The following is a 25,676-nucleotide window of genomic DNA, read 5'->3' as shown; positions in this document are numbered from 1 at the left end:
GTCGGTCATGGCCCGGGGCTTGCGTCTCCTCTGTACTCGCACCTTTCACGCCGATATCATCCAATTACCGGATGGTCGGTATTGCTCTGCGTGTGCGGTCAGGACGGCAAGGTGATCGACTGGGCGTGGTGGAAGACGTTCCCGTCATCCCAGGTCTTCTTGACCCTCTGCAGTCGGGCGTAGTTCTGCTTGTAGTAGAGCCGCTGGTAGGCCGGGTGTTTCTGGTCGGCCGTTCCGAGGTCGACGTCGGGGTAGTTCACATAGGCGCCGTCGGTGTCCGTGTCGATCTCCGGGATGCCGTTGGTGGCCATGTAGACCGCTTGGTAGAGCCCGCCGAGGTAGGCCAGGTGCGCGGCGTCCTGCGCGGGGTCGGTCCAGTAGGTCTGGTACTGGAGCTTCATCACGGAGTCGCGCTGGGGGATCGCGGCTTCGGCGGGCTGGTGCTCGTTGATCCGGCAGCCGTAGGAGTCGATCTGGACCAGCGTCTGGGTGAGATCCACGCCGGGGACGGTTTTGGTCAGCCACTCCCAGAAGGCGTCGATGTGCGTGGGGGTGAAGCGCCGCCGGTGGTAGGCGGACTTGTACTTGCCGCGCTGATTGGCCCCGGAGGGGTTCAGCGTCATGGTGGCCTGGAACCACGGCATCTGTCGGCGCTTGTCCGGATACGGCAGGAGCACGCCCCCGGCTGCGTAGCTCTGGACCACGGCCCTGCTCGTCAGCCCGGCCTCCATCGCGGCCAGGAACTCCTCCAGCGGCGCCGGATCGTCCTCGTCCCACTGGCTGAGCAGGACGACGTTCCCGTTCGTCCGGTGGGTGAGCTTGAGGATCGCGAAGAGGCCCCGGTAGACCGTCTCCTTCGGACCGCTGTGCTCGGCGAAGAAGGATCCGAAGTTCTCCACGAGGCGGCGGAAGTCCTCCGGGTGCTTGAGCAGGTCCGCCCAGGACCAGGCCACGCTGCTCAGCCAGACCCGTGGCGGCGGCTTGGGGAGGCGGGCGAAGTGGTAGCGCAGGACGACGCCGAAGTTTCCGCCGCCCCCACCGGTGTGCGCCCAGAAGAGGTCGCTCTCCGGCGAGGTCACGGGGTCGTCCCGGTGGGCCGTGGTCAGCTCCACCGTGCCGCCGCGGACCGTGACCACGTCCACCTGGACGAGGTGGTCGACGGTCAGCCCGTCTCTTCGGGAGAGCAGCCCGTACCCGCCGCCGCTGACGTGACCGCCCGCCCCGACCGAGTAGCACGACCCCGCGGGCAGCGTGACGCCGTACGTCCGGAACAGGCTGGTGTAGACGTCCCAGTTGGTCGCGCCGCCCTCGACGCAGTAGGTGGGGGCGCCGAACTTGTCCCGCGCCGCGCGGACACCGCGCAGGGTGCTGAGGTCGAGGATGGCGCCCCCGTCGTTGTCGACGAACCCCTCGTAGCAGTGCCCGCCGCCCCGGATCGTCGGCCGCAGCCCCTTGTCGAGCGCGGTCTTCAGCCCCGCCACCGCGTCCGCGTCGCTCCCCACCAGCCGGATGTAGGCCGGTCTGCTGGACCAGCGCTGGTTGAAGCCCTGACTGAGCGTCTGGAACCGCGGATCACCCGGGAGCACCGACTGCCCGCCGAGGACGCCGGGGGCGCCGGGGGCGCCGGCCGACTCGGCCGCGGCCGGGCCGGCCGTGCCGACCCCCAACGAAACGGCGGAAACCCCGGCGGCCGCCATTCCGGCACTGCCCAGGAACCCGCGGCGAGAGAATTCTTGACTCATGTCAGGACCCACTTTCTCGATTCTGAGAAGCTGGCGTCCGCACGCTAGCACGGGCATTCGCCCATGTGAATACCTGTACGAATTAGTGTGACTGTACGTCCTTTCCCTACCCTCCCGCGAACCCTCCCGATTCGGAGCCATTGTCAGTGGCGCCGGTTAATGTCCCCTCGTCGACCCTGGCCCTCGGGGCGACGGCTCGATCCCGGGCCTCGCACCCCGGGCCGCACGACCCTCGGAGAATGTGATGCGAAATAAGAAAGTCAATATGTGAATGCGCCTCGCGCGGGCGAATTCCGTGCGCTCGGGAACTCGGCGACCCCGCCGGCCGTCATCGGCGAGGTCGGCCCGGTCACCCGTCGGCGTCGTCCGGCCCGCGCAGGGCGGCCACGACCCGGGCCCGGCACAGCCCCGACCCGGCCACGGCTCGCGCGCCTCCGGGAGCCCGGAGGCCCGCCCCGAGTGCGCTCCGAACGGGGCCGGAAGGCGTCCCGGGCCCGCCGAGAACCGGCCACCGGCCCCTGCGGGAGGCGCCCGCGACGCCCGCGGAACAGGCCCCGCCACCCGAAGGGAGCACGATCCGGTGTGGCGTGGCTCACCATCGGGATTTCGATCTGATGATCCGTCAAATTTACTGACAGGGCGTCACATCGATGACGAGCGGGCCCAGTTAGGAGCTGATGGAACGTCAGATTCATTCAGTTCAAGGCCAGTTGAGCAGAGTGTCGGGCAGTACGCCGTTCATCACACGGGGCTACCATCGGTGAGGTTGTCCGCTCCGGCCCCGGAGTGGGGTCACCCGATAGACTGAGTGGTCCCACCGCCCCACGGGCCGGACACGGTCGGAACCAGGGGCGAGGACGAGGAGCGCACGGCAGCCATGACCGCTGAACCGAGCCACACAGAACAGACCGCGCGGGCCCCGCAGGCCCTCTTCCCCGGTCGCCCGGCTCCGGCCCCGCGCACCCTGGTCGACATCCTGGACGCCGCCGTCCGCACCCACCCCAACGAGCCGGCCCTGGACGACGGGCACACCGTCCTCGGCTACCGGGCACTCGCCGCCGAGGTCGAGCAGCTGCGCCACCGGCTGAACGGCGCCGGGATCGGCCCCGGTGACCGGGTCGGCGTCCGCGTCCCCTCCGGCACCAACGACCTCTACATCGCCATCCTCGCCGTACTGGCCGCGGGCGCCGCCTACGTCCCGGTGGACGCCGAGGACCCGGACGAGCGCGCCCAGCTCGTCTTCGAGGAGGCCGCCGTGGCCGGCGTGCTCGGGGCGGAGCGCGTCCTGACCCTCACCGGCGACCCGCGGCCCGCCGTCCCCGCGGACACCCGGCCGACCCCCGCCGACGACGCCTGGATCATCTTCACCTCCGGCTCGACCGGCCGGCCGAAGGGCGTCGCCGTCACCCACCGCAACGCCGCCGCGTTCGTCGACGCCGAGGCCGCCCTCTTCCTCCAGGAGGAGCCGATCGGCCCGGGCGACCGCGTGATGGCCGGCCTCTCCGTCGCCTTCGACGCCTCCTGCGAGGAGATGTGGCTGGCCTGGCGCTACGGCGCCTGCCTGGTGCCCGTCCCCCGCTCGCAGGTGCGCAGCGGCGCCGATCTCGGCCCGTGGCTCGCCGAGCAGGAGATCACCGTCGTCTCCACCGTCCCGACGCTGGCCGCGCTCTGGCCCGCCGAGGCGCTGAACGAGGTCCGGCTGCTGATCTTCGGCGGCGAGGCCTGCCCGCCCGAGCTGGTGCAGCGCCTGGTCACCGAGGGCCGCGAGGTGTGGAACACCTACGGCCCGACCGAGGCGACCGTGGTGGCCTGCGCCGCGCTGCTCACCGGCGACGGTCCGGTCCGGATCGGCCTGCCGCTGGACGGCTGGGACCTCGCCGTGGTCGACGAGGCCGGCGAGCCGGTCGCCGCGGGCGGCACCGGCCAGCTGGTGATCGGCGGCGTCGGTCTGGCCCGTTACCTGGACCCGGTCAAGGACGCCGAGAAGTACGCGCCACTGCCCTCGCTCGGCTGGGACCGCGCCTACCGCAGCGGCGACCTCGTCGAGGCCGACCCCGAGGGCCTGCTCTTCCTCGGCCGCAGCGACGAGCAGATCAAGCTCGGCGGCCGCCGGATCGAGCTCGGCGAGGTCGACGCCGCGCTGCAGGCCCTGCCGGGCGTCGCCGGTGCGGCCGCCGCCGTGCGGACCGCCCGCGGCGGCAACCAGCTGCTGGTCGGCTACCTGGTCACCAAGGACGGCTGGGACCGGGAGGCCTCGGTCGAGCGGCTGCGCGCCGAGCTGCCCGCGGCCCTGGTGCCCCTGCTGGCCTCCGTGGAGTCCCTGCCCACCCGCACGTCGGGCAAGGTCGACCGCAACGCGCTGCCCTGGCCGCTGCCCGACCTGGAGACCGCCGGGCCCACCGAGCAGCTCTACGGCACCGAGGCCTGGCTGGCCGAGCAGTGGACCGAGATCCTCGGCGTGCCGGTCGGCGGCCCGCGCGAGGACTTCTTCGCCATCGGCGGCGGCAGCCTGGCCGCCGCCCGGCTCACCACCCTGCTGCGCGCCCGCTACCCGAGCGCCGCCGTGCTGGACATCTACCAGCAGCCGACGCTGCGCAAGCTCGCCCGCCATCTGGAACGGTCGGTGGCGGACAGCGGCGAGACCCGCACCGTCGCCCTGGTACCGACCAGGGCCAAGCTGCTCCAGCTGCTCCTGCTGATCCCGCTCTTCACGGTGGTCGGCCTGCGCTGGACGGTCGCCCTGCTCACCCTCGGCAATGTGCTCGCCTGGTTCGGCGACTACCCCTGGGCACCGACCGCCTCGTGGTGGGTGGTCGGCGCGGGCGCGCTGGCGCTGTTCTCCCCGGCCGGCCGGCTCGCCATCGCGGCCGGCGGCGCCCGGCTGCTGCTGCGCGGCCTGCGGCCCGGCAGCTACCCGCGCGGCGGCAGCGCCCATCTTCGGCTCTGGACCGCCGAGCGGCTGGCCGAGGTCAGTGGCGCGACCTCGCTCTCCGGAGCCTGGCTGACCCGCTACGCGCGGGCGCTCGGCGCCAAGGTCGGCCCGGAGGTGGACCTGCACTCGATGCCGCCGGTCACCGGGATGCTCAAGCTGGGCCGGGGCTGCGCCGTCGAGGCCGAGGTCGACCTCTGCGGCTACTGGCTGGACGGCGACCGGCTGGAGGTCGGCCAGGTCAAGGTCGGCTCGGGGGCCGTGGTCGGCACCCGCTCGACCCTGCTGCCCGGCGCCCGGGTCGGCAAGCGGTCGCACGTGGTGGCCGGTTCCAGCGTCACCGGGCACGTGCCGACCGGCCAGCGCTGGGGCGGCGCGCCCGCCGCCAAGCTGGGCCGGGCCGAGCGGACCTGGCCGAAGGACCGGCCGGCCCGCCAGGCGCGCTGGGCGGCGCTCTTCGGCGCGAGCGGCACGGCGCTCAGCCTGTTGCCGGTGCTGCCCGCCCTCGCCGGGCTCGTGGTGCTCTCCCGCTTCGTCCAGCCCGGCCAGGACCTCGGTGCCGCACTCGGGGGCGCCCTGCTCGGCCTCCTCCCGGCCACCCTGGCCTACGGCCTGGTGTACGCGGCGCAGCTGGTCGCGGCCGTGCGGCTGCTGAGCATCGGGCTGGCCCCGGGCGTGCACCCGCTGCACGGCCGGATCGGCTGGCAGGCCTGGACGGTCACCCAGCTGATGGACCAGGCCCGCGAGATCCTGTTCCCGCTGTACGCGGGTCTGGTCACGCCGCTGTGGCTGCGGGCGCTGGGGATGAAGGTCGGCCGGGGCGCCGAGGTGTCCACCGTGCTGGCGCTGCCGAGCCTGACCACGGTCGGGGACGGCGCGTTCCTGGCGGACGACACCCTGATCGCCCCGTACGAGCTGGGCGGCGGGTGGCTGCGGCTCGGTGAGGCGAAGGTCGGTGAGCGGGCGTTCCTCGGCAACTCGGGGATGACCGCTCCCGGGCGGGCCGTCCCGGCGCGCGGGCTGGTGGGTGTGCTGTCGGCGACGCCGAAGAAGGCCAAGAAGGGCAGCTCCTACCTGGGCATGCCGCCGATGCGGCTGCCGCGCTCGGCCGACCAGGCCGACCAGAGCCTCACCTACGAGCCGCCGGCCCGGCTGCTCTGGGCCCGCGGGCTGGTGGAGGTGGCCCGGCTGCTGCCGGTGCTGGCCTCCGGCGCGCTCGGTGCGCTGACCCTCGCGTCGCTCTCCTGGCTGTCGGCGAACTGGTCCCCGGTGGCGGCGGCGCTGCTCTCCGGGCTGGTGCTGCTCGCGGCGGGCGGGGCGGCCTGCGTGGTCGCGGTGGCCGCGAAGTGGCTGCTGGTCGGGCGGTTCCGGGCGGTCGAGCACCCGCTCTGGAGCGGCTTCGTCTGGCGCAACGAGCTCGCGGACACCTTCGTCGAGGTCCTGGCGGTGCCGTGGCTGGTGGGCGCGGTCCCGGGCACGCCGGTCCTGAACGTCTGGCTGCGGGCGCTCGGCGCGCGGGTCGGGCGGGGTGTCTGGTGCGAGAGCTACTGGCTGCCGGAGGCGGACCTGGTCACCCTCGGTGACGGGGTGACCATCAACCGGGGCTGCGTGGTGCAGACCCACCTCTTCCACGACCGGATCATGCGGATGGATACTGTCATCCTCCGCGAGGGCGCCACCCTGGGCCCGGGCGGCATCGTGCTGCCCGGCAGTACGGTGGGCGCACGCAGCACCCTGGGCCCGGCCTCGCTGGTGATGCGCGCCGAGTCCGTCCCCGCCGACACGCGGTGGCTGGGCAACCCGATCGAGGTGTGGCAGGCCACCTCGTGACCGCCGCCCCCTCCGACCCGCCCGCCACCTCCACGTCCCCCAGTTCGCAGGGAGCGCACGACCCGGTGAAACCCCGCCCGGTGAACCACCAGCACGCCTCGGCGGCCCGCGCCGCCGCCCCGGACCCGTACTTCCCGAACAGCGGGGACACCCGCTACCGGGTGCACCGCTACGAGCTCGCCCTGGACTACCGCCCCGGGCCCAACCGGCTGGGCGGCACCGCGCGGCTCAGCGCGGTCGCCGGGACGGCGCTGCCCGAGTTCGCGCTCGACCTCGCCGAGTTCCGGATCGGCCGGGTCCTGGTGGACGGCAAGGCCGCCCGGTACACCCACCGGGCCGGCAAGCTGCGGGTGCGGCCGGTCAAGGCGCTCGCGGCCGGCGCCGCGTTCACGGTCGAGGTGCACTACACCGGGAACCCGCGGCCGGTGCGCAGCCCGTGGGGCGGCCTCGGCTGGGAGGAGCTGACCGACGGCGCGCTGGTCGCCAGCCAGCCCGTCGGGGCCCCGTCCTGGTTCCCGTGCAACGACCGGCCCGCCGACAAGGCGACCTACCAGATAGCGGTGACCACGCCGTCCGCGTACACCGTGGTGGTCGGCGGCCGGCTGCTCACCCGTACCACGCACGCCTCCAGCACGACCTGGGTGTACGAGCAGAGCGCACCGACCTCGACGTACCTGGTGACGGTCTCGATCGGCCAGTACCGGCCGGTCGTGCTCGCCGAGCGCCCGGCCGTCCGGCAGACCGGGTACGTGCCCGAGCGGGTGGCCGGCGACTTCGCGGTGGACTTCGGGCGGCAGCCGCGGATGACCGCGTACTTCGAGGAGATCTTCGGCCCCTACCCGTTCGGCGAGTACACGGTGGTCGTCGCCGACGAGGAGCTGGACGTCCCGGTGGAGGCGCAGGGCGTCGCCACCTTCGGCACCAACCACCTCGGCGGGGGCTGGGAGCGGGAGCGGCTGATCGCCCACGAGCTGGCCCACCAGTGGTTCGGCAACAGCGTGTCGATCGCCGACTGGAGCCACATCTGGCTCAACGAGGGCTTCGCCAAGTACGCGGAGTGGCTCTGGTCCGAGCGGGCCGGCGGCCCGTCGGCCACCACGCACGCGGCGGCCGCGCACGCCGTGCTGGCCGGCCTCCCCCAGGACCTCAGGCTGGCCGACCCGGGCCGGAAGCTGATGTTCGACGACCGGCTCTACCAGCGCGGCGGCCTGACCGTCCACGCGCTCAGGCTCACACTCGGCGACGCCGCGTTCTTCCCGATGCTCCGGGAGTGGGCCACCGCCCACCGGCACGGCGTGGTCGGCACCGCCGACCTGCGCGCCCACGCGGGGCGCTACGCCGATCACTCGCTGGAGCCCCTGTTCACCGCGTGGCTGGACCGCCCGGAGCTCCCGCCGCTGCGGGGGCTGAGCGGGCCGACCGGCCCGCCGCGGCCGGGCTACTGACGGTCCGGCCCGGACCCCTCGCGGTGAGGGGCCCGGGCCGGACCGCCGGCCGGGTGTCAGCCCGTGAAGCCGGCCGTGATGGAGGTGAACTGCCAGTCGTTCTGGGCGATGCCGGAGCAGGTCTCCTGCAGGCCGCCGCCCGCGCAGCCGCGGTCGCGGTTCACCGACCAGAAGGCCAGCCGGGCGATGTGGTGGCTGTTGGCCCAGTCGCGGACCGCGGTCCAGTTCTGGACGGTGGTGACCTCGTTGTTGTCGCTGAGGCCGTTCATGCCGGAGATGCCGACGTGCGCGTAGGCGGTGGCGTCGTCCCAGCCGAAGGTGGACCTGAGCTTGGCCTTCAGGCCCTCCGCCGCACTCACGGTGGCGGCGTACATGTCGGTGGAGGCGTTGCCGAAGTCGAACGGCATGATGGTGAAGACGTCGATGTCCGCGCCGAGCGCCTTGGCCTGCTCGATCAGCCGGTTCCCGTAGGAGGTCGGGCCGGTGGTGCCGGTACCGAAGGTCAGGATGGTGCGCAGGCCGGGGTTGTTCTGCTTGACGATCTTGAGCGCGCCGAGGATGCGGTCCTGGACGACGGTGTTCTCGAACTCGTCGGTGTTCTCGATGTCGACGTCGATCGCCTTCAGACCGTAGGCGTCGATCACCTTCTGGTAGGCGCCGGCGAGATCGGCGGTGGTGGCGCAGTTGGGACCGAGCTTGTTGCCGCTCCACCCGCCGATGGACGGGACGACGTCGCCGCCGGCCGCGCGGACGGCCTTGATGGTGGCCTGGTCGACCCCGTTCAGCAGCGGCCGCTGGCTGTCCCAGGTGGGGTTGCAGCCGTTCTGGGCGAGGACGAAGGCCAGGGTGAACCACTTCACGCCGGTGGCGTTCATGACGGTCGTGGGGGCCGGCGGGTTGCCCCAGCCGTTGTAGAGGTAGGGCGCGGCCTGCTTGAACCCGGTCGGGGTGCCGCCGCCGCCCGGGTCGGTGGTGACCACGAGGGCGGCGGAGGAGCCGGAGGTGTTGCCGGCCGCGTCGCGGGCCTTGACGGTGAAGCTGTACGCGGTGGCGGGGGTCAGCCCGTCGACGGTCGCGCCGGTGCCGGCCGTGGTGGCGACCTTGGTGGCGCCCTGGTAGACGTCGTAGCCGGTCACGCCGACGTTGTCGGTGGCGGCGTCCCACGCGAGAGTGACGCCGGTGGCGGACTTGCCGGTGCTGCGCAGGTTGCCTGGGGACGTGGGTGCCTGGGTGTCGCCCGGGGTGCCGCCGCCCGGGCCGTCCAGGCTCAGGTCGTCGGCGTAGTAGGTGCCCTGGCCGTACCAGCCGTTGACATAGACCTCCGCGCTGGTCTGCGTGGCGCCGGTGGTGAAGGAGACGCTCAGCCGGGTGTAGTCGGCGGCCGAGGTCCAGGCGGAGCCGGCGCCGGTGACACCGAGGTAGACATAGCTGCCGCGGACCCAGCCGGACAGCGAGTACGTGGTGTTGGGCTGGACGGCGACGGTCTGCGTGCACTTGGCGTTGTCGCTCGCGGAGGCGGCGCCCGCCAGCGCCTTGCCGCCGCCGTGCACGGGGGTGGAGACCACCGAGCCGAGTCCGCCGGTGCAGGACCAGCCGGACAGGGTGCCGGTCTCGAAGCCGGGGTTGCCGAGTTGGTTCGCCGCGTGGGCGGCGGTGGGGGCGGTGAACGCGGCGGCGGCCGCGAGCAGGGCTGCCGCGCCGACGGCGGGCAGTCGGGTGCGCTTGAGCACCGAGGACCTCCAGTGGGGGTGTGGGGGTGGAGGTGCGGGGAGGAGCCCAAAATGGACTGGACCAATTCATGCTGTCAAGTACCGTCCGGCGAGCGGACGGTGAGCGACGGGTGAACGGGGCCGAGAGCGGTCCCGAGCGCGGCAAGGGCCAGGAGGGCGAGGGCCACGAGGGCAACCGCAGTGACTGCCCGTAGCCAGGCTCTCCCCAGGCTTCCCATCGCCGGAGGCCGGCTGTCCCAGGCCGGCTGTCCTCGGCCGGCTGTCACCGGCCGGCCCCGGAGGCGGTCGTGCCGTGCGAGCCGGCTTGTCATGATCGAGCCGAGGCTACTCCGCGTCGACCGGTAACCGACTGATCGTCACCACCGCCGCGTGTTGGCGGCTCCGGCCCGGGGCGGGCCGCCGCGAGCGGCGCGGCGGGCCCTCGGCGGGACTCCCCCGGCCGGCCCGGAAAGGAGGTGGAGGACCGTGGACGACCGACGTAGGTTGAAGGAGCCGTCCGGCCCCGCCGACGGCATCCGGCGACGGTCGACCCCCGGCCCCGGTCCGCGTTCCAGCCGCTGCACCGAATGATTCAGAGGATCAGATGACCGACCAGTACGACGAGCTCCTCCCCACGACCCGCCGCGCGCTGCTGCACCGGATCGCGGTCGCCCAGGCCGAGGGCCGCACGCCCTCCCTGGTCGCCGCGGTGGTCCGGGACGGCAGACTGGTCTGGAGCGGAGCGCGCAGCATGATCGACGGTCATGCGCCCACCGTCGACGTGCAGTACCGGATCGGCTCGCTCACCAAGACCTTCGTCGCCGTCCTGGTGCTCCGGCTGCGCGACGAGGGCCTGCTCGACCTCGCCGACCCGCTGGAGCGCCACCTGCCCGGCACCCCGGCCGACGGCGCCACCGTCGCCCAACTGCTCGCCCACTCGGCCGGCCTCGCCTCCGAGACCCCGGCGCCCTGGTGGGAGCGGACCGACGGCACGCTGCGCCCCGAGCTCGCCGACCTCCTGGAGGGCGACAACCCGCGCAAGCACCCGGCGGGGCGGCTCCACCACTACTCCAACCCCGGCTACGCCCTGCTCGGCGCGCTGGTCGAGCGCCTGCGCGGCGAGCCGTGGCACGAGGTGCTGCACCGCGAGGTCCTGGCGCCGCTCGGGATGGACCGCACCACCCTGCTGCCCGAGCACCCGCACGCCGGCGGCTTCGCCGTCCACCCCTGGGCCGACGTCATGCTGCCCGAACCGCTGACCGAGACCGGGCTGATGGCACCGGCCGGGCAGCTCTGGTCGACCGTCGCCGACCTGGCCCGCTGGGCCGCCTTCCTGACCGCCGGCGACCCGAAGGTGCTGGCCGCCGAGAGCCTCGCCGAGATGCGCGTACCCGCCGTCGGCCCGGGCGGCGAGAACTGGTCCGGCGGGTACGGGCTCGGGCTGCAACTGCTGCGCCACCAGGACCGCGTGCTCTACGGCCACACCGGTTCGATGCCCGGCTTCACCGCCGGCCTCTGGATCAGCGAGGCGGACGGTCTGGCGGCGATCGCGGTCGCCAACGCGACCAGCGGCGGCGACACCCCGCGGGTCGCGGCGGAGCTGATCTCCCTCACCGCCCAGCACGAACCCCGGCTGCCAGAGCCCTGGCGCCCGCTGTCCTCCCTCGACGAGGACCTGCTCGCGCTCACCGGCCCCTGGTACTGGGGCGCCGCCGGCCACACCCTGCGGCTGAAGGCCGACCGCGTCCTGGAACTGGCCCCGCTCACCGGCGGCACCCGCAGCTCCCGGTTCCGCGCCGAGCCGGACGGCACCTGGACGGGGCTGGACCACTACTACGCGGGCGAGACGCTGCGGGTCGTCCGCGCCGCCGACGGCTCGGTCAGCCACCTGGACGTCGGCTCCTTCGTCTTCACCCGCCGGCCCTACGGTCCGGCCGAGGCCGTGCCCGGCGGGGTCGACCCGGCCGGCTGGCAGGCCTTCTGAGGCGTCGGGCCTCCCCCGGCCCGGGTGTGTCGCCGCCGCGGGGCTCCGGCCCGCCGTAACGGGCGCCCGGTGCGGCGCGGCGGGCCTACGCCGCGCCGCCGCGGGGCTCCGACGCTTCGGCGTCGGGGGCCCGCGCTCCGGCCGGGGAACCAGGCGGACGGGCCAGGCGCAGGAGGTGGGTCGTGCGCAGCGCGTGCGACGCGAGCAGCGTGCCGACGACCGTGCACGGCGCCAGCGCGGCGTCCGTCGCGCCGCTCTCCCACCCGAGGAAGGCGCCGACCGCCAGGAACGGGACGACCCCCGTCACGGGGGCGACCACCATCGCGAAGGCGAGGGTGCTCCGCCTGCGGTCCTCCTCCCAGCACCGGTCGGCGGTGATCTGCAGGGCGCCGGCCATCGCCACCACCAGCATCCACCAGGGCGAGGTGGCCAGTCCGACCAGCCTGGCGAGCAGGTGGAGGAGGAGCAGTACGACCGCGAGCTGGGCCTGCACCCGCAGGATGTCCCGCAGCTCCGCGGCGATCTCCCGCCGCCGCGCCGAGCCCGGTTTCCACCCCATGGAGCGGAGCATACGGTGGCGCCCGCACACCGAACAGGTGTCCGGCAGACAGTGAGTGGCCCCATTCAGCAGGTGCACATCCAAGCTCTGCCGAACGGCAACGTGGACGCCAGCCGACACGGAGAAACATACGGATACCGGTTCGCACGCCCCACGACCGAGAGTGCGGGCCGGTGCCACGGCGATCCGTGGCCGCCGTCGTCCGTGCCGCCCTGGAGGGTCTGCCATGACCACCGTCCCCGCGTACGCTCCGCCCACCGTCGCCCCCGGCCACAGCTCGGTACTCCCCATCCCGCTGCCGGCGCACCAGACCGTCGGCCAGCCGGTCACCGTCCGTCCGGTCCCCGCCCCGGCCGTACCCGCCCCGGCCGCTCCCGTGCCCGCCCTCGCGGCCCCGGCGCTCTCCGCACCGGCCCTGTCCGCACCGGCCCTCCTCGGCAAGGTGCCGGCGCCCGCCTACACCGTCGCGCTCGCCCGCGACGAGGCCGACGTGCGCGCCGCCCAGCTGCTGCGCCACCAGGTCTTCGCCGCCGAACTCGGTGCCCGGCTGCACAGCCCCGTGGCGGGGCTGGACGTCGACCCGTTCGACGCGTTCTGCGACCACCTGCTGGTGCGCGAGGGCGAGGACGGCCCCGTGGTGGGGACCTACCGGCTGCTGCGCCCGGCGGCCGCCCGACGGGCCGGACGGCTCTACTCCGACGACGAGTTCGACCTGCGCAACCTGGCCCCGCTCCGCGACGGCCTGGTGGAGCTGGGCCGCTCCTGCATCCACCCGGACCACCGGGGCAACGGCGCGGTCATCAACCTGATGTGGGGCGGCATCGCCCGCTACCTCGCCGACACCGGCAACACCTGGGTCGGCGGCTGCTGCTCGATCCCGCTGGACGACGGCGGCGCGACGGCGGCGCGGGTCTGGGACACCGTCAGCGCCAAGTACCTCGCCCCCGAGGAGTACCGGGTCGCCCCGCACCGGCCGTGGGACCCCACCGGCCTGCCCCGCGCCGAGCGGGCCGCGCTGCCGGCACTGCTCCGCGGGTACCTGCGGCTGGGCGCCTGGGTCTGCGGCGCGCCCGCCCACGACCCGGACTTCGCCACCGCCGACCTCTACGTGCTGCTGTCCCTGGAGCGCACCGATCCGCGCTACCTGCGGCACTTCCTCTCCGGGCTCGCTCCGGCGGCGCCGGCCACCGGACCGGCCGCGCCCGGCGGTACGGAACCCTCGCCCGGGCCGCTCTCGTGAGCGTCTGGCTGCCGACCGCCCCCTGCACGCCGGAGACCTGCCTGACCGAGGCCGCCCCCGTGGTGGCGCTCCCCCGGCGGATCCTGCGCCTCGGCGCGTTCCTGGTCGTGCTGGTGGCGGGCCTCGCGCTCACCCCGTCGGTCCGGGCCCTGCCCGGGGGGCCTCGCGACGCGCTGGTCCGGTTCTGGGCACGCACCCTGCTCGGCGCGCTCGGGGTCACCGTCCGGATCGCGCCGCCCCCGGCCTGCGGCGGCGGGGTGCTGGTGGTGGCCAACCACGTCTCGTGGCTGGACATCCCGCTGATCGCGGCCGGCCGGCCCGGCCGCTCGCTGGCCAAGACCGAAGTCCGGCACTGGCCGGTGCTCGGCCCGCTGGTGGCCTGGGGCGGCACCGTCTTCCTCGACCGCGACCGGCTGCGCACCCTCCCCGGCACGGTCGCCGCGGTCACCGAACTGCTGCGCGCGGGACGGCCCGTGGTCGTCTTCCCCGAGGGGTCGACCTGGTGCGGGCGGGAGAGCGGCCGGTTCCGCCCGGCGCTCTTCGAGGCCGCCGTCCAGGCCGGTGCTCCCGTGCAGCCGGTGACGGTCCGCTACCGGCTCGCGGACGGGCGGGCGACCAGCGCGCCGGCCTTCGTCGGCGAGGACGGCCTGCTCGCCTCGATCGCCCGGGTGGTGTCGATCCGTGGACTCGTGGCCGAGGTGACCTTCCTGCCCGCGATCCCGGCACCCGCGGTCCGGACCGGGCAGCCGGCGGACCGGTGGCAGCCGCGCCGGGAGCTGGCCCGTGCCGCCCAGGCGGCCGTGGAGGCGACCGGCCGGTGAGTGCCCGGTGGTGACTGCCCGTTGGTGACTGCCTGTAGTGAGCACCGCTGTGAGTGCCCGCTGTGACTGCCCGCTGGTGAGTCAGACCGGCGGGGTCGGTGCGGCCGGGTGCCCACGGCGGGTGCCCGTCGTGCCCGGCGCCGGCCGGTGATCGACGGGCGGTGGGCCGGGCGGGTAGCCTCACGGCATCCGCCCGTCCACCACGGCTCGCCGCCGTCGACCGCCGTGCCACACCGTCCGACTCCCCTGCGACCGGCAGCCGTTCCACGGGACCGGCCCCCGCCCGCCGCCGAGGTCGGCCGCCGCCACGCCCAGGAGGACTCCCGCCGTGCCCGAGCTGTACCCGATCGGCAAGCCCTACGCGCAAGGACTCCTGGAGGTCGGCGACGGCCAGCGAATCTACTGGGAGGCCTCGGGCAACCCCGCCGGCAAGCCGGCCGTCGTGGTGCACGGCGGGCCGGGCTCCGGCCACAGTCCGAAGAACCGGCGCTCCTTCGACCCCGAGCGCTACCACCTGGTGCTGTTCGACCAGCGCGGGTGCGGACGGAGCCTGCCGCACGCCGCCGACCCGACGACCGGTCTGGAACACAACACCACAGCCCATCTGATCGCCGACATGGAACGGCTCCGCGAACACCTGCGCATCGAGAAGTGGCTGCTGTACGGCGGCTCCTGGGGCTCGACCCTGATCCTCGCCTACGCGCAGACCCACCCCGAGCGGGTCTCGGAGATCGTGATCTGCGGGGTCACCATGACCCGCCCCGAGGAGACCGACTGGCTGTACCGCGGCGTGGGCCGGCTGCTGCCGGGCCCCTGGGAGGCGTTCCGCGAGGGGCTGCCGCCCGCCGAACGGGACGGCGACCTGGTGGCCGCCTACAGCCGGCTGCTGAACAGCCCCGACGAGGCCGTCCGCCGCAAGGCCGCACGGGACTGGGCGACCTGGGAGGACGCGGTGATCGCGCACGAGTCGCTGGGGAAACCGAACGCCTACTCCGACCGCCCGGACGACGCCCTGATGGCGTTCACCCGGATCACCGCGCACTACTTCGCGCACGACGCCTTCCTGGAGGACGGCCGGCTCCTGCGCGACGCCGGACGGCTGGCCGGGATCCCGGGCGTCCTGATCCACGGCCGGCTGGACCTCGGATCGCCGCTGAAGACCGCCTGGGAACTGGCGAAGGCCTGGCCGGAAGCCGAGTTGACGGTCATCCAGGACTCCGGCCACACCGGGAGCCCCGCCATGGGCGAGGCGGTGTTCGCAGCCATCGAACGGTTCGCCGGACCCGCCCGGAACTGACCACGACGGCTGGCTCCGGCCGTCTCGTGCCGGCCGTCTCGTGCCGGCGGCGAGACAGTCCGCCGGCCCGGCCGGGAGTCGGACCTGCGGCGAGACAGAGACGGCCGGCCGTTGCCCGGCCGGGGGCCGCCCGGGCCCGGTCGGCCGTGTGCCCAAGGGCCGCTCCCGGCCGCCCGATCGGGCCCCTACGATACGAGCATGATCGCCTATGCCCCCGCGGCCCTGTTCTTCGTCCTGTGCGGGATCGGGGTGCTCCGTGACCGACGCCGATTCAGCAACGCCGTCCTGCTCGGCATAGCCGTCTCCTTTCTCGCCCTGGCGCTGCTCGCCGAGTTGCGCAAGGCCCCGACACTGGTCGCCGAGGTGGCAGCCGTCGCCATCATCCTGCTGCCGGCGGTCGGAACGCTGGCGCTGGTCGGCTTCCTGATCGCCAACGGCCTGACCATGGTCCGCAAGGAGGGCAGACGGCCGGCCAATCTGCTCTCCCTGCTCGCGGGCCTCGGCATCCTCTCCGTGATCAGCCTGCTCGTCGCCGCCGTGGTGACCCGCTCGTACCGGCTGGGGGTCCTCGCCGGCACCGCCGTGCTGGTGGTCGGTTACATCTCCTTCCTGTTCGTCTGCTTCGTGGGCTACGCCTTCCTGTACGGCCGCCACCGCCCCCGCCGGGACGTCGACTTCGTCGTGGTGCTCGGCTCGGGCCTGATCGGCGGCGACCGGGTGCCGCCGCTGCTGGCGAGCCGGCTGAACCGGGGCCGCGAGGTGTACGAGAAGCAGGCCGCTCGCGGCAACCCACCGGTGCTGATCACCTCGGGCGGCCAGGGACCGGACGAGAAGCTGCCCGAGTCCCACGCGATGGCCGACTACCTCGTGCAGCGCGGCTTCCCCGAGGCACACCTCGTGCGTGAGGAGCGCTCGCGCACGACGGAGGAGAACCTGCTCTTCTCCAGGGCGATCATGGAGCAGGCCAAGCCCGGGTACCGCTGCGTGATCGTCACCAACAACTTCCACGCGTTCCGTGCCGCGCTGACGGCCCGTAAGGCGGGTGTGACCGGGCAGGTCTTCGGCTCCCCCACCGCGGCGTACTACTGGCCGAGCGCGACGATCCGGGAATTCGCCGCCGTCTTCCTCTCCCACAAGCTGATCAACTTCGGCATCTGCGGCTTCCTCGCGCTGTGCGGAGTGCTCGCCGCCGCGCTCTGACGCACCGGACACGCCGTCCTTCCGGGCCCCGGCCGCCAGAACCCGGGGAAACGGCCCGGTGCCCGCCGTGTCATGCCGTCGGACGCCGCGCCAGGACCGCGCAGGTGGTCGTCCCGTGCGCGTACAGCTTGCCGTCCTCCACGCCGACCACCCGTGCCTCCGCCGTCGCGAGGGTACGGCCGACGTGCAGCGCCACGGCCTCGCACCGCAGCTTCCCCGAGTCGGCGAACACCGGGCGCACCATGTGCACGTTGAACTGGGTCGTGGTGTAGGCCGTGCCGGCGGGCAGTCGGCTCATCACGGCGCAGCCGAGCGCCGAGTCGAGCAGGGTGGCGAGGTAGCCGCCGTGAACGGTGTTCATCGGGTTGAAGAGATGCTCGCCGACCTCGCCCTCGAAGACCGCCGTGCCCGGCCCGGCCTCGACCAGTCCGAAGCCCAGGGTGCTGGCGATCGGCGGAGCCTGGATCCGTCCCGCGATCATCTCCTGCAGGATCTCCTCCCCGGTGAGGTGCGGGAACGCGGAGACCGGCGGTCCGGCCTGCCAGTGGTGGGTACGGCTGTGCGACGCCTCGTCCGGCACGGTCTGCTCTCCCTGGAATCCATACGTGGTCATGGGACCAACCTGCCCGCTCCGCCCGTCCGGCTCAACTGCGATTCGCACGACGGAGCGGCTCCGCCCATGGTGACACCGGCCATGACGGGCGCGCCGACAACGGGTGACCGTCACATGTCACCCGACGGCCGGACGCGCCACGCTGCACGGCAGTCCACCGAACTCCGCCCCCACCCAGGAGTCCCCATGGTTCTGCTGCCCGTGCGCGTGTCAACCGCGCCCGCCGTGACCGCCCCGTCCACCGCGCTCGTCCCACCGACCGGATCCGACGTGCCCGGATCCGACGTGCCCGGTACCACTGGGACCGGGACCGCCCGCGCCGTGCCCGTAGCCGGACCGGCCCGCCCGGGCCGGCGGCTCGCGCGCCGCGCCGCGGCTGCGCTGCTCGCGGCGCTGGCACTCGCCTCCACGGCACCGGCCTCCGCCGTCGCGGCCGCCACCCCGGGCCCCGGCCGTACCGCGGCCTCCGCGACTTCTGCCGCGCATGTGGCCGCCCCTGCCGCTTCCACGGCGGGCGGGACCTTCCAACAGGTCACCGGCTTCGGTGGCAACCCCGGGAACCTGGCGATGTTCTCCTACACCCCGGCAGGCCTGCCGACCGGCGCACCGCTGGTGGTCGCGCTGCACGGCTGCACCCAGACAGCCACCGACTACTACCGCAACTCCGGCTGGACCACCCTGGCCGACCGGTACGGCTTCGCGGTCGTCTTCCCGCAGACCGGCAGCGCCAACAACGCCCTCTCCTGCTTCAGCTGGTTCGACGCCGCCAAGGACAGCCGGGGCACGGGTGAGGCCGAATCGGTGTCCGAGATGGTCACCGAAGCCCGGGCCCTGTACGGCTCCGACGGGCGCCGGGTGTTCGTCACGGGCCTCTCGGCCGGCGGCGGTATGGCGGCCGACCTGCTGGCCGACTACCCGGACGTGTTCGCGGGCGGAGCGATCGACTCCGGCCTGCCCGCGCACTGCGCCACCACCCAGGCCGCCGCCTCGGGGTGCCAGAACAACGACCAGCGGCTCACCCCGGCCCAGTGGGGCGACCGAGTCCGCCGGGCGTACCCGGGCCACAGCGGGCCGTGGCCCCGGGTGGCGATCTGGCAGGGCACCGCGGACACCACCGTCAGGCCCGTGAACGGCACCGAGCTGCGGGACCAGTGGACGGATGTGTGGGGCATCGGCCAGAGCGCCTCCGCCACCCGGAACCTGCCGGCTGGGACCACCGAGTCCGTCTACAACGACGCGAGCGGCCGGCCCGCCGTGGCGCTCTACTCCGTCGCGGGGATGGGTCACGGACTCGCGGTCGACCCGGGCCCGGGGGCGGACCAGTGCGGGGCCGGCGGCGCCTACTTCCTCGACACGATCTGCTCCAGCTACTACACCGCGCGGTTCTGGGGCTTGGACGGCGGCGGCCCGGCCACGCCCTCGCTGCCCGCACCGGCGGGCCTGACCGCGACCGCCACCGGCCAGGACTCGATCGCGCTCGGCTGGCAGGCCGTCACCGGCGCCGCGTCGTACGTGCTGTACCGGAACGGAACGCGGGTGGCCGCCCCGGCCGGCACCTCGTACACCGACGGCGGCCTGAACCCCGGGGCCTCGTACACCTACACCGTGGCCGCCGTCGACGCGGCGGGCGCCGTGGGAGCCGGGTCGGCGGCGGTGACGGCGAGCACTCCCGGCGGCGCGCAGCAGTGCTTCACGGACAGCAACTACGACCAGGTGAAGGCGGGCCGTGCGACCCAGGCCGGCGGCCTCACCTACGCCCTCGGCTCGGGGCAGGCCATGGGCCTCTGGAACACCTTCACGATCCACACGCTGAAGGAGACCGGGGCGGGCTACTTCGTCCTCGCCGACGGGCAGTGCTGACCCGCAACCGGCCGCGAGTCGGCCCCGGTACGGGCCCCGATGCGGCCCCCGACTCCGGGCCGGGCCCGCGTGTCCGCGGTGTCCGGCCACCGTGCCACCGCCGGTGTGCCGGCCTCCGCCGAACCCTCTGAGCTTCCTCATCCGTGCTCCTCTCCGGGGCGCAGACCGGCGAACAGGTCGGATTCGGGGAGGACGGTCTCCACCAGGCTCCGGGCCAGGTGGTAGTCCTCCGTCGGCCAGACCTCGCGCTCGATCTCACGCGGGTGTGCCATGAACCCGGTGCCGGGCTGTATCTGGGTGGCGTGCGCGAGCAGGGCGGCGTCGCGTACGGCGAACTGCTCGGCGCAGCGGATCCGGGTGGTGGTGGCGAGGGCGGGCGGGGCGTCGGGCCAGCCGGCCAGCACCTCGCCCATGGCCGAGTCGACGCCGCGCGCCGTCATCGCGTCGTGCATGGTCTGGAACCAGGCCCGGGACAGCGCCAGGTGGTAGTAGAGCTTGGCCACCTGCCAGGGCTCGCCCGCCTCCGGAGAGCGGTCGGGGTCGGCCGCGCCCTCGACCGCCTCGACGGTGACCCGATGGGTCATCACATGGTCGGGGTGCGGGTAACCGCCCGTCTCGTCGTAGGTGACGACGACGTGGGGGCGGAACTCGCGGATCAGCGTGATCAGCGGCTCGGCGGCGACGGCGGGCGGCAGGAGCGCGAAGCAGCCGTCGGGCAGTGGCTCGCCGGGGCCCGGTAGCCCGGAGTCGGTGAAGCCCAGGAAGCGCTGACCGACACCGAGGATCTCGCGTGCGGCGGCCATCTCCTCGCGCCGGATCCGGGCCAGCTCGGCCCTGGTCCCGGGCCGGTCGAGTGCCGGGTTGAGCACCGAGCCGCGCTCGCCGCCGGTGCACGTCGCGACCATGACGTCCACTCCCTGGGCGGCGTAGCGGGCGAGGGTGGCCGCCCCCTTGCTGGACTCGTCGTCGGGGTGGGCATGCACGGTCAGCAGCCGGAGTGCGGAGGGGTGAGTGAACATGCGCGGTTCCTTCGGTCCGAGTGACGTCGAGCAGCGGTCCGGTGGCCCGCCGGGAGCCAACTTAGGTCGGACCCATCAATTGGGTCAAGCCTAATTTATGTACCCGACCCAGTGAATCTGCGCTACGCTCACGCCATGACCGAGGGCACCCCCAACCTGCGCGAGCTCAACAAGCGCCGCACCCGCGAGGCGATCTCGAACGCCGCCACGCGGCTCTTCATCGAGCACGGCTTCGACCGGACGACGATCGCCGAGGTCGCGGTGGCCGCCGGGGTCGCCAAGATGACCGTCACCAACCACTTCCCGCGCAAGGAGGACCTCGTCCTCGACCTGCACCGGGAGATGGTCGCCGCCCAGGCCGAGGCGGTCGCCGAGCGCGCGCCCGGCGAGTCCGCGCTGGCGGCGCTGCGCCGCACCTGCCTCGCCTCGATCGACCGGCACGACCCGGCCCTCGGGTTCGCCGATCCGCCGTTCGCCCGCACCGTCACGGAGAGCCCCGCCCTGCTCGCCCGGCTGCGCGAGATCCACGAGCAGAGCGAGAACGCGCTCACCGCGGCCCTCGCCGAGGCCACCGACTCCCCACCGGGCGACCTCACCGCCAGACTCGCGGCCGGCCTGCTGGCGGCGATCCGCCGCGCGCTCTTCACCGAGGTCTTCCACCGCGTCCTGGCCGGCGAGGAGCACGAGGCGATATCGGCGGCCGTCCGACCGTCCGCCGTCCGGGCCTTCGACCACCTGCGGAGCGCGCTCGACGGGTACGCCGTCCGGCCTACCGACTGACGCGCCGCCACACACCGGGCGCGCCAACGACGGGCATCCCCCGACCGGGCCGCTCGTCGTACAGGCACACCGGCACAGCGGAAAAGCGCAGGTCCCGACACTTGACGAAAGGTTGACTTGTTCACGGCAGAACGTTGGCGGGCCCCGACCCTATGGTCGGCGCATGCCCCCACAGCCCATCGGGCGGACAGCCCTGCCCGTCCTGCCCTACCGCAAACCCACCCCCGGCCGGGACTACTGGGTGCTGGATGACGTGCTACCCGATCCGGACTCGGTCCGCGAACGGTGCCTCGCCCGGGGCGACTGGACGGAGGGGTACCCCTACCGGCCCGAGACATGGCCCGGACTGCGCACCATGCCCGGCCTGGAGCCGGCCGAGCTCGCCCGGGTGGAGGCACTCGTCCGCAGGGCGACCGGTGCCGCCAAGCTCTGGGTCCAGAGCACGCCCGGCGGCGGAACGCTCAACCACAACTGCGTCCAACTGGTCGGCGCCGGCGAGTCGGAATCCCGCCCCCACACCGACTCCCGCGCGCTCTGCCGCTACGCGGCCGTCCTCTACCTCAGCCCCGGTGCCCCTAAGGAGGCCGGCACCAGCTTCTACCGCCAGCAGTTCCCCGGCGGGCGCCTCGGCGGCAACCTCGTCGACGCACCGCACAACAACCTCGTCGAGGCGCTCGGCACGCGCCGCGTCCCGGGTGACGCCTTCACCGAGGACGTCCGCGTCCCCAACCGCTACAACCGGCTCCTGCTGTACCGCGCCAACCTGATCCACAGTGCCACCGGCTACTACGGCATCCCGCTGGAGGAGCGGCGAATGACGGCCGTCTTCTTCTGGATGGCCTGACCCCGGAGCGCCCTGGCACCGGGCCCCCGGAGCACCCGGCCCCGGATCCCTGACGTGAGCCGTCCGTGCAGCAGAACCCCGAAGCGCCGGCCCCGCCGCCCTCCGTGGTTCACGGCACGCCCACCCGGGGAAACAGCGCTCATGGACAGCGACCTCCCGCCGCGCCCGGAGCCCGGCACGGCGACCGGTGCGACCGACGACCCCGGCAACGGCACCCGCAGCGACACCCTCAGCGACGCCCTCAGCGACAGCGGCGACGACACCGACAGCACCAGCGGGACCGACAGCGGCCACGGCGCCACCGGCGGTTCGGTGACCGAGGCCGTACGCCCCGAATGGTCCGGCATCGACCGGATGACGACCCTCGACCTCCTCCGCCTGATGAACGACGAGGACCGCACCGTGGCCGAGGCCGTGGCCACGCAGCTGGAACCGATCGCCGCCGCGGCCGACGCGATCGCCGCCCGGATGGCCCGGGGCGGCCGACTGGTGTACGTGGGGTCGGGAACGGCCGGGCGGCTCGGAGTGCTGGACGCGAGCGAGTGCCCGCCGACCTTCAACACCGCCCCCGGCCAGGTCGTTGGCCTGATCGCGGGCGGTGGCGCAGCGCTATTCCGCGCCGTCGAGGGCGCGGAGGACCGGCCGGACCTCGCCGTCGCCGACCTCGAAGCACTCGCTCCGACGGCCGCCGACTGCGTGGTGGGCATCTCCGCCTCGGGCCGTACGCCGTACACGGTGGCCGCGATCCGACAGGCCCGCGCCGCCGGGGCGCTGACCGTGGGCGTGGCCTGCAACCGGGGGTCCGCCCTGGTGTCGGCGGCCGCGCTGGGCATCGAGGTGGTGACGGGGCCGGAGGTGCTGGCCGGATCCACCCGGCTCAAGGCGGGCACCGCACAGAAGCTCGTCCTGAACCTGCTCTCGACGGCCGTCATGGTCCGCCTCGGCAAGACCTACGGAAATCTGATGGTCGACGTGCGGGCGGGCAATGCCAAGCTTCGCGACCGGGCCCACCGGATCGTGGCCACGGCCACCGGCGCGGACGAGGAGACCGTCCGGAGCGCGCTGGCCGCGACGGGCGGCGAGGCCAAAGACGCCGTCCTGGTCGTGCTCGCCGGAGTGGACGCGCCGACCGCCCGCCGACTGCTCGCCGCCTCGGGCGGCCGACTGCGCGAAGCCCTGGCATCGGCCCGGGCGGTGGACCGACGGGCGGTGGACTGACGGACGGTGGACTGACGGACGGCCTCGGCGGCACGCACTCGTGGCGGCCGCAGAGACGCCGCCCGGAGCACACTGAACCGGCTCGCCCTTCGTCGACGGCGTGCTTGTTCCGCCAGACGGTGTAGCGGCGGATCATGCTTGAACTTGGTGATTATTCTTGATCTCCCGGCGCTCGGGCAGGGTGAACGCCCGTGGCCGCCCGCCCTTGTGCTTCGGGGAGGGTGAGTCGAAGCCGTCGGCGTTGACGTGGTGGATCACGTCGCGAACCCGGTCCGTACCGGTGATCGCGACCTCGGCGAGCTTCGCCACAGGCATACGCGGGGCAGACAGCAGCACCGTCTGTGCCCGCCGCCAGGGCACCACTACCCGGCGCCCCGGTGGACGATCCGCAGCAGCCGGCTGCCCTCGTCATCATCGATCTCGCGGACCTCCACGCGGACGCCGGGTCGCCAACCATGCGGTGCGGGAGGGGGATCCGTGGCGTCGGTCTACAGCTGATCGAAGGTCCAGGTGAGGACCACCTGTCCCGTTTCCGGAACGCCGCCGGCACGGCGGTACGTGGCCAGTGCTGCCGCGTTCTCCTCGTCCGTGATGGTCCACACGCCATAGCAGCCCCGTGCACGGGACAGGTCGGCGAGCGCCGACACCAGGGCCCGGCCGACGCCACGTCCGCGGAAGGACTCGTCCACGCCCAGCTCGTACAGGAACATCTCGGTTCCCTTGTCCGGATGGGTCATCTCGACACCGGTGACGATCCCCGCCGGGACGTCGTCCACATAGGCGATGAGGAGGTGATGGCGCTCGTCCGTCAGGAACCGTTCAGTGGCCTCCCGCCCTGGGGCAGTGTCGAAGAGATGTCCAGCGGCGTAGACCGCCTCGACCTGAGTGACACGACGGATCTCCATTCGAGGATCCTGACACGTTCCGGCATCGGGGGGCGGCCATTTTGCCGCAGAGCGATCCCGACGCCGAACCCGTCTCTACGGCCCCTCGGAACCCCGCCGCTCCGACCTCTGTCGGTACCTCGGGCGATGCGCGCGTTGGAGCGCCCTCGGGCCGCGTGCAGCACGATCTGTGCGTGGAAGCGCAGTTGATGGGGTGTCTTGTGGCCCCAGGCGGCCTTCTTCAGCCGCCGGCGCTCGGTGGCGGTCGGGGGCTACCGGGTACGCAGCGGCAACCGGCGTGAAGGACGGGCCGATCAGTAGAAACGGTCAAGGCGGGCCGCGGCCTGCCTTGACCCGCCGCGGCACGGAGCGGAGGACGCCGCCCGAAAGGCAAGGGCGTTCGGCAGGATGGCCGCCATGGCGAAACCGCCCGACTCCACCAAGACCTTTCTCGCCCAACGGCGCTCCGCCCGCGCCCGCACCGCCTGGCCCCGGCTCACAGCCGTGCACGTCCGTTGCCGCGGCACGTTCGTCTACGTGGACGGCGAGCTGCTCGGCGGCGAGAGGTTCTCTCTCGCTCTCGGGCCGGCCCATGCCTGACTTTGCTGACGGGCGGACCAGTGCCCGCTGCCGAGTCTGTGCGGAGCTCCTCTTGAGGCTTCAGCGCCGAGACCTCATGGGAGGCGGTTCGCTTTCATCAGAATGCGTTCAGCCCGGTGAGTCTGCTGGAGAGTTCCCAGAGCCGGGATGCCGCGTCGGGGTCGGTGGCCCAGGGTTTGACTCCGCCGATGAGCATGTCGTCGGTGGCAGCCGGTTCCGCGATATCGCAGTCCTGGCAGTAGGCCCCTCCGTGGCCGTCGAGCAGAGGTGACGTTGCCGCCCATACGGCTGTGGCCGCGCCTTGCTCCGGGGTTTTGAAACCGTCGGCCGGCTCGCCGTCCGGAGTCACCCACCCCTGCGTGAGCCACTCCTCGCGAGGGATGTGACGCTGCAATGGCGTGAGGATGCTTCCGGGGTGCACCGCGAAGGCGTGCACGCCCCCATCCGTACCGAGGCGGTCGAGGTGCAGGGCGAATAGCGCGTTGGCGGTCTTGGACTGGGCGTAGGCCAGCCAGCGGTCGTAGCCGCTGCGGAAGTGCAGGTCGTCCCAGCGGATGCCGGACAGGAAGTGCCCGGACGAGGCGACGGAAACCACCCGGGCCCCTCCGGCGACCAGGGCCGGGCGAAGACGCTGGGCCAGCGCGAAGTGGCCGAGGTGGTTGACCGCGAAGTGTGCCTCCCACCCCGGGCCGACCCGTGTCTCCGGGCAGGCCATCACGCCCGCGCCGTTGATGAGGACGCCGAGCGGACGGCCGGTCTCCAGGAAGCCGTCGCAGAAGACCCGGACGCTCTCCAGGTCGGCCAGATCGAGTGCGTGCACCTCCGTCCCGGGGACATCGCGCAGAGCGCGTTCTGCGGTGGTGGGGCGGCGGGCGGGGACGACGACGTGTGCTCCGGCCCGGGCGAGCGCCCGCGCGGCCTCCAGACCGAGGCCCGAGTAGCCACCCGTGACCAGCGCGGTCGTGCCGGTCAGGTCGATCCCGGCGAGAACATCGCCGGCCGTGCTGTGGGCACCGAATCCGGTACCGGTCCCGAGCTGCTTTGTGATCATGCTCAAGACGCTAAGACCTAGACCGCGCGCTAGGTCAAGGTACGGTGCAGC

At 73.4% G+C, this 25,676-nt stretch carries 20 protein-coding genes and 1 pseudogene; 13 read left to right on the top strand and 8 right to left on the bottom strand.

The window, feature by feature from the left end; all coding sequences use genetic code 11:
* Positions 1 to 98: 98 nt before the first annotated feature.
* Complete coding sequence (locus ABT263_RS20955) at positions 99 to 1,667, bottom strand: FAD-binding oxidoreductase (protein WP_352292062.1); 1,569 nt, start codon at positions 1,665 to 1,667, stop codon at positions 99 to 101.
* Between the two features lie 952 nt (positions 1,668 to 2,619).
* Between ABT263_RS20955 and ABT263_RS20950 the strand changes: the two genes are divergently transcribed.
* The gene (locus ABT263_RS20950) at positions 2,620 to 6,501 is read left to right on the top strand and encodes a Pls/PosA family non-ribosomal peptide synthetase (RefSeq protein WP_352292060.1); all 3,882 of its coding nucleotides are present in this window, start codon (positions 2,620 to 2,622) and stop codon (positions 6,499 to 6,501) included.
* A gap of 65 nt (positions 6,502 to 6,566) precedes the next feature.
* A complete protein-coding gene (locus tag ABT263_RS20945; protein WP_352292058.1) occupies positions 6,567 to 7,946 on the top strand; it encodes a M1 family metallopeptidase in 1,380 nt (459 codons plus the stop codon).
* A gap of 56 nt (positions 7,947 to 8,002) precedes the next feature.
* On the opposite strand, the gene ABT263_RS20940 is transcribed toward ABT263_RS20945, so the two are convergent.
* Positions 8,003 to 9,676, bottom strand: a complete 1,674-nt coding sequence (locus ABT263_RS20940) for a carbohydrate binding domain-containing protein (RefSeq protein ID WP_352292056.1) — start codon at positions 9,674 to 9,676, stop codon at positions 8,003 to 8,005.
* A 68-nt stretch (positions 9,677 to 9,744) separates the two neighbouring features.
* On the opposite strand from ABT263_RS20940, the gene ABT263_RS20935 reads away from it, so the two are divergent.
* On the top strand, positions 9,745 to 9,870 hold the full coding sequence (locus ABT263_RS20935; protein ID WP_352292054.1) for a hypothetical protein: 126 nt from the start codon (positions 9,745 to 9,747) through the stop codon (positions 9,868 to 9,870).
* A gap of 389 nt (positions 9,871 to 10,259) precedes the next feature.
* Positions 10,260 to 11,639: a serine hydrolase domain-containing protein gene (locus ABT263_RS20930; protein ID WP_352292052.1), complete on the top strand. Its 1,380-nt coding sequence runs from the start codon at positions 10,260 to 10,262 to the stop codon at positions 11,637 to 11,639.
* An 85-nt stretch (positions 11,640 to 11,724) separates the two neighbouring features.
* On the opposite strand, the gene ABT263_RS20925 is transcribed toward ABT263_RS20930, so the two are convergent.
* Positions 11,725 to 12,198, bottom strand: coding sequence for a hypothetical protein (locus ABT263_RS20925; protein ID WP_352292050.1), 474 nt, complete (start codon positions 12,196 to 12,198; stop codon positions 11,725 to 11,727).
* A 226-nt stretch (positions 12,199 to 12,424) separates the two neighbouring features.
* Between ABT263_RS20925 and ABT263_RS20920 the strand changes: the two genes are divergently transcribed.
* The 4 genes from ABT263_RS20920 (at position 12,425) to ABT263_RS20905 (ending at position 16,756) form a co-directional block, all read left to right on the top strand.
* Positions 12,425 to 13,438 carry a GNAT family N-acetyltransferase gene (locus tag ABT263_RS20920; protein ID WP_352292048.1) on the top strand — a complete coding sequence of 338 codons (1,014 nt, stop codon included), beginning with the start codon at positions 12,425 to 12,427 and terminating at the stop codon, positions 13,436 to 13,438.
* Positions 13,435 to 14,259 (top strand): lysophospholipid acyltransferase family protein, encoded by an 825-nt coding sequence (locus ABT263_RS20915; RefSeq protein ID WP_352292046.1) that lies wholly within the window; start codon positions 13,435 to 13,437, stop codon positions 14,257 to 14,259. The genes ABT263_RS20920 and ABT263_RS20915 overlap by 4 nt, the downstream gene beginning before the upstream one ends.
* Positions 14,260 to 14,587: 328 nt before the next feature.
* Positions 14,588 to 15,556, top strand: coding sequence for a prolyl aminopeptidase (gene pip / locus ABT263_RS20910; protein WP_352292044.1), 969 nt, complete (start codon positions 14,588 to 14,590; stop codon positions 15,554 to 15,556).
* Positions 15,557 to 15,754: 198 nt separating this feature from the next.
* Positions 15,755 to 16,756, top strand: coding sequence for a YdcF family protein (locus ABT263_RS20905; RefSeq protein WP_352292041.1), 1,002 nt, complete (start codon positions 15,755 to 15,757; stop codon positions 16,754 to 16,756).
* A gap of 70 nt (positions 16,757 to 16,826) precedes the next feature.
* Here ABT263_RS20905 and ABT263_RS20900 read toward each other — a convergent pair whose 3' ends face one another.
* Positions 16,827 to 17,369 (bottom strand): PaaI family thioesterase, encoded by a 543-nt coding sequence (locus ABT263_RS20900; protein ID WP_352292039.1) that lies wholly within the window; start codon positions 17,367 to 17,369, stop codon positions 16,827 to 16,829.
* Between the two features lie 186 nt (positions 17,370 to 17,555).
* Between ABT263_RS20900 and ABT263_RS20895 the strand changes: the two genes are divergently transcribed.
* Positions 17,556 to 19,229, top strand: a complete 1,674-nt coding sequence (locus ABT263_RS20895) for an extracellular catalytic domain type 1 short-chain-length polyhydroxyalkanoate depolymerase (RefSeq protein WP_352292037.1) — start codon at positions 17,556 to 17,558, stop codon at positions 19,227 to 19,229.
* A 137-nt stretch (positions 19,230 to 19,366) separates the two neighbouring features.
* On the opposite strand, the gene mca is transcribed toward ABT263_RS20895, so the two are convergent.
* A complete protein-coding gene (gene mca / locus ABT263_RS20890; protein ID WP_352292035.1) occupies positions 19,367 to 20,248 on the bottom strand; it encodes a mycothiol conjugate amidase Mca in 882 nt (293 codons plus the stop codon).
* A 135-nt stretch (positions 20,249 to 20,383) separates the two neighbouring features.
* Between mca and ABT263_RS20885 the strand changes: the two genes are divergently transcribed.
* From ABT263_RS20885 to murQ, 3 genes are all read left to right on the top strand, one after another.
* The gene (locus tag ABT263_RS20885) at positions 20,384 to 21,028 is read left to right on the top strand and encodes a TetR/AcrR family transcriptional regulator (RefSeq protein WP_352292033.1); all 645 of its coding nucleotides are present in this window, start codon (positions 20,384 to 20,386) and stop codon (positions 21,026 to 21,028) included.
* Between the two features lie 163 nt (positions 21,029 to 21,191).
* Positions 21,192 to 21,872 (top strand): DUF6445 family protein, encoded by a 681-nt coding sequence (locus ABT263_RS20880; protein WP_352292031.1) that lies wholly within the window; start codon positions 21,192 to 21,194, stop codon positions 21,870 to 21,872.
* Between the two features lie 141 nt (positions 21,873 to 22,013).
* Positions 22,014 to 23,090 (top strand): N-acetylmuramic acid 6-phosphate etherase, encoded by a 1,077-nt coding sequence (gene murQ / locus ABT263_RS20875; RefSeq protein WP_352292029.1) that lies wholly within the window; start codon positions 22,014 to 22,016, stop codon positions 23,088 to 23,090.
* 156 nt (positions 23,091 to 23,246) lie between these two features.
* Here the strand turns inward: murQ and ABT263_RS20870 are convergent.
* Both ABT263_RS20870 and ABT263_RS20865 read right to left on the bottom strand, forming a co-directional pair.
* Positions 23,247 to 23,524, bottom strand: a pseudogene (locus tag ABT263_RS20870) (helix-turn-helix domain-containing protein); the annotation flags it as partial.
* 54 nt (positions 23,525 to 23,578) lie between these two features.
* Complete coding sequence (locus tag ABT263_RS20865; protein WP_352292027.1) at positions 23,579 to 23,995, bottom strand: GNAT family N-acetyltransferase; 417 nt, start codon at positions 23,993 to 23,995, stop codon at positions 23,579 to 23,581.
* 396 nt (positions 23,996 to 24,391) lie between these two features.
* Here ABT263_RS20865 and ABT263_RS20860 point away from each other — a divergent pair, with 396 nt between their 5' ends.
* Positions 24,392 to 24,574, top strand: a complete 183-nt coding sequence (locus ABT263_RS20860) for a hypothetical protein (RefSeq protein ID WP_352292026.1) — start codon at positions 24,392 to 24,394, stop codon at positions 24,572 to 24,574.
* Positions 24,575 to 24,671: 97 nt separating this feature from the next.
* On the opposite strand, the gene ABT263_RS20855 is transcribed toward ABT263_RS20860, so the two are convergent.
* Complete coding sequence (locus ABT263_RS20855) at positions 24,672 to 25,625, bottom strand: SDR family NAD(P)-dependent oxidoreductase (RefSeq protein WP_352292024.1); 954 nt, start codon at positions 25,623 to 25,625, stop codon at positions 24,672 to 24,674.
* Positions 25,626 to 25,676: the final 51 nt, after the last annotated feature.

Origin of the sequence: Kitasatospora sp. NPDC001603 (assembly GCF_040298365.1) — a bacterium.
In the GTDB taxonomy this organism is placed as follows: domain Bacteria; phylum Actinomycetota; class Actinomycetes; order Streptomycetales; family Streptomycetaceae; genus Kitasatospora.
The sequence above is the reverse complement of the archived record's forward strand: the minus strand, read 5'-3'. Positions and strand labels throughout refer to the sequence as shown.